Origin of the sequence: Mariniradius saccharolyticus AK6 (genome assembly GCF_000330725.2) — a bacterium.
GTDB lineage: Bacteria > Bacteroidota > Bacteroidia > Cytophagales > Cyclobacteriaceae > Mariniradius > Mariniradius saccharolyticus.
In genome coordinates this window covers 1-15,873 of sequence record NZ_AMZY02000031.1, presented here as the reverse complement: position 1 = coordinate 15,873, position 15,873 = coordinate 1, and the positions used below count along the sequence as shown (strand labels likewise).

The following is a 15,873-nucleotide window of genomic DNA, read 5'->3' as shown; positions in this document are numbered from 1 at the left end:
GAATCAATTCGGCTGGATTTGGAAAGGCAACATGAGGGGCATGAGGATCCTGCTTTCTGAAAAGCAGGATAACGAGGGTATTTGCGACGAGACGAGGTGCGCCACAGGCACCGTTACCAAATTGTCCGACGGTGCAACCGTCGCACAACAAAAAATCCTGCATTCGGAAAAGCAGGATAAGATGATCATGAATCATGCTTGGCTGCGGAGAATGAGGGCTTGCAGGCTTTTTTGCTTGGGGGAAAATTGGAGCCGGACTTTTGGCTGGAGGTCTGTGGGGAGTTGGGATAAGACTTCATACAACAGGGCAGTTGTATCCTTCTCCCTACCCAATTGATAGCAGGAACACAGCATGATTGGTGGGCGTTCGGGCGCCTGATTCCTTGCTTCCTGGGCATGCATTTTGGCATCGGAAGGGATGAACCAAGCAATCCCGATTAGACTCTCACTTTCCGTCAAGGTGAACATCTGCTGTCCAAATTCAATCCGGTTGAGGCAATCCAAAAACAATTCGTTGCGCGGAATTCCTGCCTTTTCCTGCTGCCAATAAAACAAATCCTGAATCCGGTTTTTTTCGATTTTCAGCGCTGAAATAGCAGCGCTAGAGCTGGCAGACGGCAATTTTCCTGCGGCATCCAAGTCTGGACCTTCGTCCTTGATTTCATTCAAAAAATGGGTTGCATACGATGGCTTAGCCCGTAAAACCCTTGTCCACTTCTTGATATTTGACCTGGAGGTTTGGATTTTTTCCTGAAAGCCCTGCCAATCGAGTCCAAAAACCGGCTTTTGCTCCAAACGGCTTTTTATCTTGAATTTGAGCGACTCTATAGTCCTTGTTTTGAAAGTAAAGGGACTGGGACCAAACCACCATTCATAAGCCGTTTCCTGCCTGTTTGCCAAAATGGACTTATAACCATCCGCCCCGCCCGGTGTGAGGTCAAAAACAGGTATCCCTTCCTCTGCGAGTGCTACACCCAACATCAAAAAATGCAGGATGCCCGGTGAATGCTTGGAATAAAATGGGGAGTGGCTGTTGATGCCTTGAAGATGTACTACCTGATGGTTCATGATTCCGGCATTGGAAGCAATCATGGTATTGTCCACCGACAACATCGTCACATGTACATGGCCCAATGCAAAAAGCCTCACCAGAAACTCCTTCCGTTGTGGCTCGTCGTAAAAAAAGGTCTTGTTGTACAAGGCCCCTTTCCTGAAATCACTTTGCAAAGCCATTTCGTCGATTTGGAATTTGAAGGTCTCTAAATCAATGGTTTTGGAGAACTCGAGCTTGCCCAATCGGTTGAGGCGGTTGATTTTTTCCTTGCGGTTTTTTTTCTTCAACTCCTCCTGAAGCCAAGCCTTATCTACCAGCATCAAAGGCTGTTTGTAGGGTCTCCATACCGTTCTGGATTTCAGGAATGTGCTTTTCTCAAATACTCCCAAAGGCGTTGGGTTGGGTATGTATTTCAGATAAATTGAATGTTTGGGAAAAGCCTTGCAGAAAGCCTGTAGCGCAGCTTCGATAAATGCGGATTGGTGTTCGGGGGTTGACAACCAAACCTGGTATTCCGCCAAATCAAAGCCTGGCGCAGCAAATTTTCCATTTACCTCCGTCAATATCCAAAGTCCCGTCATGGATGTCCCATCCCAATCGGTTATTATTGTAGGTGTATAATCCGGAAAGCAATCAAACCAAGTCAGTACAAAATCGGGCGATTGGAATATAGTAGCCCAAGGACATTGATTCCATAAGCCCTTCCAAAAAGCCAAGAAATCTTGGTTCATGGTCAAGGATTCTGAAGACTGATCTCTATAGATTTTAACTTCACCCATTTGTGGCAACAATTTTAAAAATGTCAGAATGCGAGAAAAAGGAAACGTTTAGGTGTTCTTTAAGAGTCTCCCCTTTGACCTTCGCAAAATAAGACATTATTGGAAACTAGGTGATCAAAAATCAATTAATGAGATCAAAGTCAGGAATCACTTTACACGTCCCGAGTTTGTCGACTCCCAAGCAATTGATTTTCTTGTCAAATAAAACACTTCCTACAAGTGGTATTATAGTTTGAAATAAAAATCCGTTGTATCCGCCAATTTGAACGATCCAAAAACCAAGGGGCTTTTCAATTACCCGTTTCCCTTCTTCCCAGCCTAAAATCAGGTTCTTGCTTTCCTTTGAGCAATCGTTTGAGACCTTCCCATTTATCACCCAAGGCCAATTTTGCCAAAACAAACATGGGACCGCCTTTGGTGATACCCCTTCTTGGCACGCTTAAGGGATGGTCATCGATGGAAAAATTCTTTGTTTGGGTGGAAAAGGCCAATTTTACACCGCATTCATTTAGGATATTCATTTCTCTCTGTCCAAAATCAATCACCGGAACACCATTCGGGTAGGCAAAGTACTTTGTTTGCTCACCCAATAATTCGCCCAATTTCTCCACTGAAGTCTGAATCTCATCCCGTACTTTTTCGATAGATTCATTCTTTAAAATCGGATGGTGCATAGTATGGGCACCAATATCCACCAAACCCGATGCCTTCAATTCAAGCAGCTGTTCCAGGGTCATGCATCGGCGAGGTTTGTGAGGAATTCCGTAGGCTTCCTTGTATCCGTCCACGAGCTGATGGATTTCTTTCAGGGTTAAAGATTTGATCAAAGCATAGACCTGGTACTTATTTTTGAATGCATGCTTTTGGTTGTATTGTTTGTCGTAATACTGCAAAAAAAGTTGGAGGTCATAGCCTTCGATTTCCTGAAACCAAAAGTTCTTGCCCGTCATCACTGCCATTGGGGAAACATAAATGGAAATCGGGATATTGTACTTTTTGATCAAGGGAAAAAGATGGGTATATACAGTGATATCCCCGTCATCGACGGTAATATGACAGGTATTTTTCAATTCCAAGCCCTTAAAATAAAATGACTCCAGGTCTTTGGCGCTTACCATGTTGTAATACCTCATCAAAACCTTTAGGATACTGTCCATCCATTCAGCATTTTGAATTACATGAAAATTAATAACTACGTTGGGTAATTTCATATAAAATTATAAACCAGGAATTTTGGGCTTTTTCAAAAATTCAAAGCAAATCTATCAAATTTTGTCGGCAAAAGGTAGGATCTATCTTTAGGCATCTACTTAATCTTGAGACCAAAAAAAAGTAATACCATTCCCATTTCTTTGTATTCAGGCAACCTCAAAATTTCTCGGAAATAAATACTTGGGTGATTTTTCCTTTTCTTTCCTTTTCGATCAATTCATCCTCCCCTGAAACCATTTCTCCCGTATACCAAAGACAACATAAAAGCTGACCAGCCCTCACCCAGGTAACAAAATGTTCATTTTCCTCCAATCTATTCAATGCATCCTGTAGGAACTCCCATCTTGCGAGGTCAAAAGTTTTATCAGTTGAAAGCAATAACGCCTCCATATTATCCAGCTCCAACTCCATGCTAACTGAATCATCTAGCTTTTTTAAAGTATCCAACTTCTGGAACAATTCAGCCACAGAAACCGGTAATGGACTAAGTTTCTTCCACCATTGGCAGGGCCACTTCCGAACCCTTGATTTCCATTTGCTCGATTCTACTTCCAATTCCATCGGGCGAATTCCTCTATTCAAGAGCGTATTCCTAAACCTGTTTCTCAATCTCCTTTTGAGCAATTGGAACTGATTTCTAGAAATCATCAATTCGTAAATTTCTTCACTTTTGTTGGAAAACCGATCTTTGTAGGCATCATATCCTGGAGACAACTTCATGTTTTGAAAGTTTTCCTCTTTCAATAACATTGCATGCTGGTACAGTTGCACCAAGCCGGGCGAAAATTTGGCATGGGTGGGCGAATAGGCTATCAAGCCGGCCAAATGACCGGTTTTCCCCAGGTCGTTGACCATAATAATTGCCCCAATCAAGGCCTCATCCAGCCAAAGACAAGTCATATGCAAGGCCCCCTCCGACAACCAGGAACTGAATAGACTCAATGCATGATCATTGTTTTCAAATGGTGTTTTATTAAAGGCTGCTCCCTGTCTCAAGGCATAGAATGTGGCCAACTTCGGAAAAACTTCGGCAAGGCGTTGCGGGGATATGACCTTTTCAAACACGACATTCCCCGCGCGGTTCAATCGGTTGATTTTGGACTTGAAATGACGTTTTGCAAAAATCTTGTCATACCCTTCCACCCTAAAATCCAAAACGGGATTCAGAAATTTCTCCAAAACAGTATTTCTATTAAAATCGGGTAAGCCAGCCAGTTCATTGTAGATGCTGATATCTTGGATCGATTTTAGATTGATGACGCAACCCGGGATATCATCTAACAGGCGATTGATGCCCTTTTCCCAAAAAGTTTGGATAAATGGCCTTTCTACCAACCATGATTGGTACAAGGCATAAAAATTACCAGCCCCGATCAATCTATTACAAAGCTTACCCTTGGGCTGATGCACTTTTCGCGCAAGTGTGAGCAATCCAACAAGCTGTCCATCGTCAAACGCGGCCAAGACAACAGGCCAAAACTCCTGTATGTTCCCTTTGTACCAAGGCAATACAAAGTTTGGTGCTTGAAAAACACTTCCAAAGGCCACATTCCGTACCAGTACGTCCCATTTAACCCTGAATTCGGCTGTATCCAGCACATCAATTGCTTCTTTCCCGTGCCAAACCACGGTGGTAATCTGTCGGGTAAGAGCGCTTGTTGATCCTTGTTTCATGGGTGAAAATAAAAAATCTACCGGTTACAGTCTTTTTTGGGTTAAGTTGGTAATGCCGACAAATATAGTATCTACTAATTGATTGCGACAAGCAAAATCAAGGAGATCATTTGATTTCTTTGAAAAACCCGGGATTTGTAAATTGTGAAAAATGCTTGGGTGAAAACATTTACCTTCAAATATAGGGATTTCATCTAATTCAACAATTTCTGGTACACTTTTTCGAATTCAGCACCCATTTTGTCCAGTGAAAAATCCTTTGCAATCCTTTCCTCTGATCTTCTTCCCATTTCCTCCATGAGTGTGGGGTTTTCCAACAAGTTATGAATCATCAATGCGACTTCTTCCGGTGATTCCTCTTTGATTAAGAAACCATTCCATTGGTCATGGACTACTTCCCGTGTACCACCTGCGTCATTGGCAATTACCGGCTTACCCAATGCCATGTATTCAATCACTGCATTGGAGATACCTTCACCATGCACTTTGTTATTTGAAAACAAAACACCAATATCACAGGCATTTACCAAAGCTTCGACTTCGAAGGTGCCCGGTAGTGGCTTTAAATTCGGAGATTTGGCTGCTATTTCCAGTGCGTTCCTGAAATACGGTTCTGAGTCATCATAGTACCCTATTCCCAAGAAGGTAGTGTCTTGTCGCAACTTCAATAATTCCCATCCCACTTTGAAAAAGCGTTCGTAATCTTTGTTCTGGGAATATGATGCGACCATAATAACTGCAAAACGTGTCTCAATTCCGAATTTCTTCCTCATTTCTTGCCTCTCAGGCAGAAACTTGAAACGTTGGGCATTGAGCCCATTATAGATCACCTCTGCCTTGGTCTTAGGAGGGTTATAGGCTTCAATGCCAGCAAAAGAATTGGAAAGAATGCTATCAGAAAACAAAAAATTTATTTGAGAAAGCAGTTTTTCAGTAAGGGACAAATTTGGAGGGGCCGAGGTTATTTGGCTATTTACCAGCTTGATTTTTTTAGAGAACAATTTTGGTGGTACAGCAATCAATGTTTGTTTGGTTCCCCAAGTATGAATGATGTCGGGAGAGATTTTCTTTACGATTTGATAAAACTCAGAAAAAGAGCCTATGGTCAACCTTGAAGTTGATAAGGGAAGCCACTCCACTTGAAGGCTGTAAAAATTATCAAACAAAACCTCTGCTTGTTTGGTGACCAAGAACAGTGCGTACTTATCTGATTTGTTCAAATAGGTCATTAACTCCAACAGTCTTCGCTCCTTTCCTCCTGAACTTAGTGTGCCGATAAAAAACAAAACCTTAATCTTCCCTTTATTCATGCCTTTATACGCAAAATGATATTTCCTATGCGTGTCAATAATTATTCCAAATTATCTTGAAAAACAAAATTTTTGGATGGAAAACCCCACTTCACTAGTAGAAAAACAAATTCATTCCCTATTTACTTAATATATAGTTTTAAAAGCCTTCTCTACCGCCTAGCCAAAAACAATGAGTGGTAAGTGACTTTTAGGGTATGTCTAAGAACCCTAGACCACAAGCTTTTAATCGGCTTAAAAAAATCTTACCCTTTATTTCAAGAACTCTTCAACTTTTTCGATCATAAACTGCGTAGTGTCCATGTTTTCCCTCAACAATCTTTCGCGCTTCAAGGCGTTTTCCTTTTTCAAGTTGGGATTCTTGAGCAATTCCACTGCTTTTTCAATGGATGCCAGCTGATGCTCTGGACTTTCGGTAAAATTGTACACCAATCCATACTTTTCTTCTTCCTCATCCGTGTAACCGAGTCCGTTGTCATTCAAGAATACCGCAGTGGTACCCAAAACGGCAGCCTCGGAGGTCATCGTACCACTCTCGCCAAACAGCAGCGTGCTGTAATACAGCGCATCATGGATGCGGTGCAGCGGGATTTTTATTTGGTAGGGTTTCAGGTCTTCGGGAAGTTCCTTTTCTGAAGAAATGAATACGCGCGCGAATTTGGCCATTTCGAAGACGGCCTTGCGCTTGTTTTCCATGCTGATGCCCAAATGCCCAAAATCATGTGCCGCAGCCCATGACACGAATCGTACGATGACATAGGGCTCGTCGGGTTTGACGCCAAGGTGGTCCAAAATATCAGGATTGGGCGTAAAATAGTTTGGGTGTAAATAGCACAACTCCATGTAGCTGTTAAAACGAACCTGCTTTTGCCCTAAATCAATCCTGTAGCAGGCTGGGGTAAACACCTTTGTAGCAAATGGAACGGTCAATTGGTGGTGCAATTTGGCATGCTCGGAATCACTGAAAACAAGTGAAGTCTTGCCAAGCAATTTGGCCACTTGTGAGGGATAGGGATGCAGAAAATTCAAATACACATCTGGCCGAAATTTCAATGAAATCCCAAGGAGCTTCATATCTGCATAGGCCAAGTATACGAACTTCCCAAATTTCCCTTCCTTTCCTTTCCCACGATTGATAAAGGGGATTTGGTAGTAATCCAATAGCTTGTGTTCAATTTCCTTGTTGCGGGAAACCACCAATATCTGATGCCCTTTGGCAGTCATGATTTTGTAGAAGTTCCGAAAATAGTGAACGTGTGCCGGGTGATTGATGTCTATCAAAATACGCATGGTGAAAAATTAAATTTTGCTAAGATGAGATAAGACTAAAGATGTTTTTGCTTCAAACTCGAAGGCCATAAAAGCAGGCTCCATAGATAAATGTTCGCTTTTTAATCTGGGACCAATTCAAGCATGAATAAAGTGTCAATTCGAAAGATCAAAAGCACCATAGTCAAAAACCGGATTCTTCCTAGAAAGTGGTATTATAATCTGCGATAAATCACTGGTATAAAGGAAAAAACCACATTGAATTTACCAACTTTGAATGGGGTGATCGGGGATTTTGACGATAAAAGCGTTCCTAAATCTACTGCAATGTTTGACATTGCGTACCAAAACAATAAATTTGGCGGGTATTTTCCAAATCATTTTTTCCAAAAACTGAATTCTGACTAGAAAGACCTGCCAAACACTTGTCGTCCACTTTCGACGCCCGGTCGACAGTATTTAGCCAATTAATTGGATAGTTATCCATCAAACCGTTAGTTTTCAAAACAAAATAATCCGAATGAAAATATTATTTGTATCCAGTGGAAACCGAAAGCAAGGTTTAAATCCCATCATCAGACTCCAAGCAGAAAGCTTGGAAAAAGTGGGTGTGGAAATTGAACACTTCCTCATCTTTGGAAGCGGCTTCCTCGGCTATCTCAAGAATGTGTTCAAGCTAAGAACGCTTTTGAAAACCCATCCTGTACACTTGATTCATGCCCATTTTGGGTTTAGCTGCGTGGTGGCGCAACTTGCAAAGGGAAAAATTCCCTTGGTCGTCACCTTGATGGGCACGGATATCTTGGGACACAAAAACGAGGATGGCAGCATTTCCTTGAGAAATAAGTTGGTTTTATGGATCAATCATTATTTCGCGAATCATGTATATGAAAAAGCCATCGTCATGAACCAAATTATGAAGGATATCTTATCCAAAAGGAAAAACCCCACCTATATCCTTTCCAATGGTGTGGATACTAGCCTGTTTTACGAGGTGCCAAAAAGCGAGGCCCTTCAGTTTCTCGATTGGGATCCGGACGTACATCATTTTGTCTTTATCTCGAACCCTGCAAGACCGGAAAAGAATTTCCCTTTGGCAGAAGAGGCAGTAAAATTGCTCCAAGAAAGGGGATACCGCGTTCAATTGCATGCAGTCTTTCAGGAGAAAAGCGAAAATCTGAAATACTACTACAGTGCTGCCACAGCCTTGGTGTTGACATCCTTCCATGAAGGTTCTCCCAATGTGGTCAAGGAGGCCTTTTGCTGCAATTGTCCCATCGTTTCGACCCCTGTCGGCGACGTTAGCATCACGACGGCGGGAATCGAAGGTTGCTTTATAGGACCCTATGATTCGGTTGGGTTTTCTGCACAATTGGAAAAAGCCATCGCGTTCTCAACAGCGTCCGGGAGAATTAAAGGAAGGCAGCGCATCGATGAAATGGGATTTGATTCGCAAATTGTCGCAAATAGGATCAAGCGTATTTACGAGGAGAGTATTGGAGAAAAGTGAATGTTTGACGAATTTTACTGTTTTACAGTAAGATGGATCTTGAGAAAAGTCAAATGACAAGGAAGAAAAATGCAGGGACAAAACGGAACGCTATACCTTTTTTTGTCCAAGAGGGCATATAAAACCAGGAACGAGTACGCTCAAATCCCAACAATTAACAATCAAATCACCTAACTTTCTCACCATTTTCAATTCGGAGTTTATGGCAACATTCTTTTTTATGCAAGGGCAGAATATTGAACTGATTGTGGAAGGCGGAAAACCAATGGGAGGTGCCGTCGTCGCAACACAGGTTTGGATGCAAGCCTTGCATGAATTGGGGCATACAATAGTCTTGTTCAGAAATGAAGAAGACAATAGAAAAATACGTCCGGAATTCGATTGGATAAAACCCTACAAAATCTACGATTCCAAGAAGGGAGTCCCGGTGCTGCGCTACCTGTATTATCGTTTCCCAAAACTCTTAAAAGCTTTGCGGGAGATAAAGCCGGATTTTGTGATTGAATCAATACCAGCTTGGACCGCACCTTTTCATGCGGTATTATGTAAGATCGCTGGATCGAAACAGGTAATTCGCATAGCGAATGACAACATGTTGGATGAGCGCATCAAACTAACCCATAGCACATTTGAACAAATTTTTATTTCCTTGGGATTTCGGTATTGTAATTATATCATGACCCAAAACACCTACCAATCACAAAGATTGAAGATGAAATATCCCGGGCAAAAGGTTATTCAGCTTATCAATCCAACGGTTTTGGATAAAGCGTTTTTGACTCCTAAAAAATCCCCAAAAGGCTATATCGCCTGGGTGGCGAACTTCAGGTATCAGAAGAATCTTAAGCTGCTTTTCGAAATCGCCAAGCTGCTGCAGCATGAAGAATTCTTAGTTGCAGGGGCGCCGATGTATCCTTTAGACCAAGAAACAGCAAACTATTTGCCAAAATTGGAAACATTACCAAACGTAAAGTTCGTTGGTACCATCCCACGGGATGGGATTATGGATTTTTTCAAAGGTGCGAAATTCCTGTTAAATACATCACGCTATGAGGGATTCAGCAATACTTTTTTGGAAGCCATGTGTACCGGAACTCCGATTTTGAGTAATTCAAATGTGAACCCTGACGGAATAATTTCAAGTTATATGCTTGGCTATATCTATTCAGACCCCCCATCCTTACTCAAACTTCTGGACGGTCTAGATCACATGGTCTACTCCAACCTATCTAAAAATTGTGTGAAATATTTAAATGAAAAACACGATCATCTAACGTTGGGAAAAAAACTTCTCGATTTTTTGGAAATTAGTTCGGGACATTGGGTAGAAAATGAGCCTATGTAAAGTTTTTCCTAAAGATCGTAAAATTATGAGGATTTTTAGGAAAAACAAACAGTTTTAAATTATTGGCTGTCGAATTGATTTGATCAACCGTAATCCAAATTTTTTTTCAGCCCTTAACATCGCACCACTGTCGATGGAACGTATTTTAAATATTCTTTTCTCAAGAAATTCTATTATCACATTCGCTACACTCTCTTAAATTACTTTTGGTTTAAACCTTGATCCTTTCCCGATAAGATTCTTTCTTCCTGTGAACGACGAATGCCATTTTTCAATTGAAGAGGATAACAAAAATTCCTGTCTTTGAAAGGGCCTATGTGGATTAAATATTCATCGAATCAAAGCGCTACCAGTGAAATAAATACGAAAAAATTAAGTTTTTAATGAAAAAAATTTGTAAATCATTTTATTCAATTTATAAAGCGTTTTTTTATATTTGATAATCCGTTCGTCTTAAATTTACTCACGATTCAGTTAAACGTCGTAAAATTTTAAATTTTTATTATTTAGTATAATTCTTCGAAAATGTGTACTACTATTAAAAGACTCCTACCCTTCTTGCTGTTTATTTTTATTTCAATACCGTTGATTTCACAGCAAGTGCCCTTCAACCTAAGCAATCTTAGTTTTAACGGTTTCATTGCACCTGAAAAAGGTACCTCGCTGCAATTTGGACCTGACGGGCGTTTGTATGTTTCAGATCTTAATGGGCAAATAAAGATTTATAGCATAGAGAAAACCACAACAAATTCATATCGGGTGATTGGGGCGGAGGTTATCTTGGACGTACAAAGCATCCCTAATCACGATGACATTGGTACTCCAGCATGGGATGGAAGATCTAACCGTCAGGTTACCGGCATTGTTGTCGTGGGAACTCAGAATTCACCGATCATTTATGTGAGTTCTTCAGACCCCAAATGGGGGGGGCCAAATAGTGCCGGAGGAGACAGGGCCTTGGACACTAACTCAGGCGTGATCACACGCCTCACAAAAACCCAAAATGGTTGGGAAACTGTTGATATCGTGCGTGGCTTACCGCGGTCAGAAGAAAATCATTCCACGAATGGAATGGAACATGTCGAGATTCAAGGCAAACCCTATCTTTTGGTAACGAGCGGGGGATTCACGAATGCTGGAGCGCCAAGTCGAAATTTTGCATGGATCACGGAGTATGCTCTTTCAGCAGCAGTTTTGAGTATTGACCTGCAGGCATTAGAAGAAATGCCAATTAATGTAGATAGTGAATCTGGTAGGGAATTCATCTATGATTTACCAACGTTGGATGATCCATCCCGGCCAAACAAAAATGGAATCTATGATCCGAAAGACTCAAACTATGATGGTGTCGACGTTGGAGATCCATTTGGAGGAAATGATGGGTTGAATATGGGAATGCTGGTAGAAGGAGGACCTGTTCAGATATTTTCAGGTGGCTATCGCAATGCGTTCGACATCGTTGTAACCGAATCAGGAAGCGTGTATGTAACTGACAATGGACCTAATCCAACCTGGGGCGGCCTCCCAATTGGAGAAGGAAATCCAGACAGTGTTAGTAATGATTACGCGATCGGAGAACCAGGTGCAACCGAGGCTACCGCTACATTCACTGATGGATATCCACAGTATGTAACCAATCAAGATCAGTTGTTGAAAATTACAACTGATGTAAGGAATTACAGTTTCGGATCATTTTATGGGGGACATCCAACGCCAATTAGAGCAAATCCCGGAATACGCATGCCAGAAAATGCTGTCTATCCTTTTTCACCGGGAGGCGCTGGGCTTTTCACAAGGAGTCTAGGAGACGATTATAGCTGGCAAAACATTAATCCATTATATACGCCCAATCAGTTTTTTCGCACTCAGATTCTAGAACCGATTGCGCCTGGGCAGCCCGGATTCGACGACTATGCAGCAAGATCTCTTCCTGCCAATTGGCCACCTGTACCTATATCGTTGGCCAATCCATTGGAGGCTGATTACATTGCCCCTGATCTCTTTAATCCCAATGGCCCACAGCCTGAAGTTGTCGCAATTTTGAAACGAAATAGTAATGCTATAGCGGAATATCGTTCTAATGCATTTCAGGGTACTCTAAAGGGATCATTAATAATCGGTAGGGCGAATTATCTGCATCTCGTGCACCTTACTCCGGAGGGCACATTGGATTTTCTGGAAGAGGACAAATTCAATGTGGGTAGTAGCAATGCTTTGGGTATTTATGCAATGTCAGACGAAGAGGCCTTCCCCGGAACAATTTGGGTGGCGTCCTTTAATAACATGATTCGTATACTTACACCAGCAGACGTCAGTTTTTGCCCAACACCTGGTGATCTTTATTTTGATCCGGACGGAGATTATGACGGCGATGGCTTCAGCAATCAAGATGAACTCGACAATGGAACCGATTACTGCTCAGGAGGTTCCCGGCCTGAGGATTTTGATGGAGACTTTGAATCTGATTTAAATGATTTGGACGATGATGACGACGGAATCATCGACGCAATAGATCCCTTTCAGCTGGGTTCGCCAAGTGATTTGCCTATTGACAACGAGTTATTTTCTGATAAATCTGATCCCATCGGTCGACCATTCGGATACCGCGGCCTTGGTCTTACTGGCCTGATGAATAATGGCTCCGGTAAACCGAACTGGCTGGCTTGGTTAGACTCTGTTGGTTTGGGTCCAATGCCAGATGACATTTTTGGAGGTGCTGCAGGTGCGGTTCAGTTAGCTATGACAGAAGGCACTGCTAATGGTGAGGCCAATAGTCTTCGGAAAGGTTTTCAATTTGGCGTGAATATCGATTCATTATCAGGAACATTTTGGGTCACAAGTAATTTGCTGGGTATGTCTGGACCGCAAATGTTCTATACAACAACCCACGAAGGCGAATTGGGCATACAGATTGGGGACGGCAGCCAAAGTAACTTTGTCAAGCTTGTTTTCACTAACTCTGCCGTGATCGCATCGATGGAAATCGATGACATTCCTGACTCAGAGCCTCTTGTCGTTTCGATATCTGAAACGGAACGCCCCCAGCCCAATGAAAACGTCAATTTTATGATCTTCATTGATCCTTCGACCGGAAAAATATTTCCAAAAGTCCGAATTGGTGAACGTGACACAATTCACCTCGGAGAAAAAACACTGGTAGGCCCCCTTTTAGATGCCGTCCAAGCTACAGAAAAGCCCTTAGCAATCGGTTTTTACGGTAGTTCCGGAATAGGAGGTACTGAATTTTTGGCGACCTATGACAACTTCAAAGTTTTCGGCGAAAAACCTTACATTTTAAAGAAATTGCCGTCTATTCAACGGCAGGCGGGGTCAATTCCGAAAGAAATAATACTTTCTTCCTATTTTGACGATAATGATGGTGAATCAAACCTATCCTATACTGCATTCACCCATGGCGGCTTAGGGATTGAAGTAAATATTGACGATCGCGTACTTCGGATAGAATTCCCAAGTACCACTGGCAATGACACGATTACGGTTCGAGCCAATGATTCAAAAGGCTATTGGGTTGAACAGCAAATCGTTGTAAACGTACTCGCACCCGAAAGTATACTTTATCGGATCAACGCGGGTGGAAATGCAATCGCTGGGATAAATCAAGCGCCAAACTGGCAGGCAAACCATCAGAATGGCCCGACGAATGGAGTTGGTTACGTCGTAGATTCAGGAGTCGTAAGGGCGAGTAATTTTTCATGGATTAGCCGGCACTCGAGTATCCCTGACTACATCGACGAGGGTACTTTCAAAGAAATATTCGAAGACTACTTTGAGTCGGCAAACGGTATAGACTTAACGTACACGATTCCTATAAATCCAGGAAATTATAAAGTAAGGCTTTTCTTGGGAATTGACTCCGCTGCTAATGAAAATTCAGGAGATAGGGTGTTTAGGGTGTTGGCCAATAGTACGGAAGTCGTTGGGGCACTTAATATACACACGGAATTTGGAAAGGGGGTAGCAGGGGTTAAGGAATTTGATATAGAAATACCTTCCAACGAGCTTGTTCTCACATTTCAAAGTATTGCAGGAAATGCCTTGATACACGGCATAGAATTAATTGGGAATCAAGCATCACCGGCGCTCGTAATTCTGGAGTCTGTCGGGGATCAAGTTTCAGTGGAAAGGGAAATTCTGGATGGCACACTCTTTTTCAAAGCAGAGGGCGGATTCGGCGCCTTGCAGTATGATGCAGAAAACCTACCCCCAGGCGTCGAAATCGAGCCCGTAAACGGTAGGTTATTCGGCACACTTGCGGAAAATGCAGCCGCAGGAAGCCCCTACAATGTGACTTTGTGGGTACGGGACTCCAACCAGCCAATTTCAAATCAGGAGTTCATTTCTTTTAAGTGGACGGTAAATCGATATGATAGTTGGAAGCTAGTTGACGAAGACACTAGCTATACCGGAAGACATGAGAACTCATTTGTACAGGCAGGGAAGAAATTCTACTTGATGGGTGGACGTGAAAAAGCAAGGAATATTGATGTTTATGATTTTGAGAATAATTCCTGGAAAACACTGGTGAATGTAGGCCCACTCGCGTTCAACCATTTTCAGGCGGTTGAGTATAGGGGGTACATTTGGATAATTGGTGCATTTGAAAATAATAGTTTCCCCAACGAAACTCCTGCAAGCCATATTTGGGTTTTTGACCCAATTACTGAACAATACACGCGGGGACCTGAAATTCCAGTAGAAAGACGTAGAGGCTCTGCAGGTTTGGTTGTTTACAAGGATAAGTTTTACTTGATCGGAGGAAACAAACTTGGTCACAACGGCCAGTATGTGGCCTATTTTGACGAGTTTGATCCCTTAACAGGATCTTGGCGAACCTTGGCAGATGCGCCCCGTGCCCGTGACCATTTTCATGCCTCAGTCATAGGGGATAAGATTTTTGTTGCTTCCGGAAGGTTATCGGGAGGAGAGGGTGGCACCTTTGGTCCAGTAATCAAAGAAGTAGATGTTTGGGACTTCGAAACCGGAACTTGGTCGACGCTGCCGAGTTCCATGGATTTGCCGACTCCAAGGGCCGCCGCTGTAGTATCTGCCTTCGATGAGAAGTTGTATGTTGTTGGGGGTGAAATTCCAGGCCCAGGAAACGACCTTGCTTTAAATGTGACAGAGATTTTTGACCCTAAGGACTCTACTTGGACAAATGGCCCGAGTCTCAATTTTGGTAGACATGGAACCCAAGGGATTATTTCAGGAGGCGGACTTTATGTAATCGCCGGGTCGCCCACGAGAGGTGGCGGAAACCAGAAAAAAATGGAAGTGTTGGGTCTTGACCAACCCGTCGGCATAGTTTTAGTACCAAGTAGCCTCCAGGTTCCAGATTCCGTAAAACTTGACAAGGAAGGCAACGGATTTATTGCTGTAAATGCATCCGGTGGGAATCAGGCGGTGATTATAAAATCAGTGTCCTTTGGAGGAGCGGACTCGGGAGAGTTTATTTTTAATTCACCCGTTTCACAAGGTTTCACAATTTTACCAGATTCGACGTTTCAGATTGGTTTCAGCTATGTCGGAACCAAGAAAGTACCGGCGGCCCATATCCGTCTAGAATACGGAACAAATTCAACGGTTGAAATCCCAATTATTGGCTCAAACGAATCCTCTCAACTATTATTGTTAGGACTAAAGGCACATTGGAAAATGGAAGAAGGGGGTGGACAATCGCTCATCGACCATTCCGGAAACGG

9 protein-coding genes are annotated in these 15,873 nt (G+C 42.5%); 3 read left to right on the top strand and 6 right to left on the bottom strand.

Annotated elements, in window-relative coordinates:
* From C943_RS22455 to C943_RS20930, 6 genes are all read right to left on the bottom strand, one after another.
* Positions 1-196, bottom strand: a 196-nt coding sequence (locus C943_RS22455; protein ID WP_211208909.1) for a hypothetical protein, incomplete at its 3' end; no start/stop codon positions are given.
* A complete protein-coding gene (locus C943_RS20950; RefSeq protein ID WP_008632040.1) occupies positions 193-1,785 on the bottom strand; it encodes a GNAT family N-acetyltransferase in 1,593 nt (530 codons plus the stop codon). The genes C943_RS22455 and C943_RS20950, both read right to left, overlap by 4 nt.
* A gap of 338 nt (positions 1,786-2,123) precedes the next feature.
* Positions 2,124-2,990 carry a polysaccharide deacetylase family protein gene (locus tag C943_RS20945; protein ID WP_008632038.1) on the bottom strand — a complete coding sequence of 289 codons (867 nt, stop codon included), beginning with the start codon at positions 2,988-2,990 and terminating at the stop codon, positions 2,124-2,126.
* A gap of 211 nt (positions 2,991-3,201) precedes the next feature.
* The gene (locus tag C943_RS20940) at positions 3,202-4,719 is read right to left on the bottom strand and encodes a GNAT family N-acetyltransferase (protein WP_040481743.1); all 1,518 of its coding nucleotides are present in this window, start codon (positions 4,717-4,719) and stop codon (positions 3,202-3,204) included.
* Positions 4,720-4,913: 194 nt separating this feature from the next.
* Positions 4,914-6,029 (bottom strand): glycosyltransferase, encoded by a 1,116-nt coding sequence (locus C943_RS20935; protein ID WP_040481741.1) that lies wholly within the window; start codon positions 6,027-6,029, stop codon positions 4,914-4,916.
* Between the two features lie 252 nt (positions 6,030-6,281).
* Complete coding sequence (locus C943_RS20930) at positions 6,282-7,319, bottom strand: DUF354 domain-containing protein (protein WP_008632034.1); 1,038 nt, start codon at positions 7,317-7,319, stop codon at positions 6,282-6,284.
* Between the two features lie 499 nt (positions 7,320-7,818).
* On the opposite strand from C943_RS20930, the gene C943_RS20925 reads away from it, so the two are divergent.
* The 3 genes from C943_RS20925 to C943_RS21625 all read left to right on the top strand — a co-directional run.
* On the top strand, positions 7,819-8,808 hold the full coding sequence (locus tag C943_RS20925) for a glycosyltransferase family 4 protein (RefSeq protein ID WP_008632032.1): 990 nt from the start codon (positions 7,819-7,821) through the stop codon (positions 8,806-8,808).
* Between the two features lie 427 nt (positions 8,809-9,235).
* Positions 9,236-10,153 carry a glycosyltransferase gene (locus C943_RS20920; RefSeq protein WP_157198635.1) on the top strand — a complete coding sequence of 306 codons (918 nt, stop codon included), beginning with the start codon at positions 9,236-9,238 and terminating at the stop codon, positions 10,151-10,153.
* Between the two features lie 525 nt (positions 10,154-10,678).
* Positions 10,679-15,873, top strand: a 5,195-nt coding sequence (locus C943_RS21625; RefSeq protein WP_051069657.1) for a Kelch repeat-containing protein, incomplete at its 3' end; no start/stop codon positions are given.

Coding starts and splice junctions, on each gene's coding strand:
- C943_RS20940 (WP_040481743.1), bottom strand. CDS start 4,719: ATGAAACAAGGATCAACAAGCGCTCTTACCCGACAGATTACCACCGTG.
- C943_RS20925 (WP_008632032.1), top strand. CDS start 7,819: ATGAAAATATTATTTGTATCCAGTGGAAACCGAAAGCAAGGTTTAAAT.
- C943_RS20945 (WP_008632038.1), bottom strand. CDS start 2,990: ATGGACAGTATCCTAAAGGTTTTGATGAGGTATTACAACATGGTAAGC.
- C943_RS20930 (WP_008632034.1), bottom strand. CDS start 7,319: ATGCGTATTTTGATAGACATCAATCACCCGGCACACGTTCACTATTTT.
- C943_RS20950 (WP_008632040.1), bottom strand. CDS start 1,785: ATGAACCAAGATTTCTTGGCTTTTTGGAAGGGCTTATGGAATCAATGT.
- C943_RS20935 (WP_040481741.1), bottom strand. CDS start 6,029: ATGAATAAAGGGAAGATTAAGGTTTTGTTTTTTATCGGCACACTAAGT.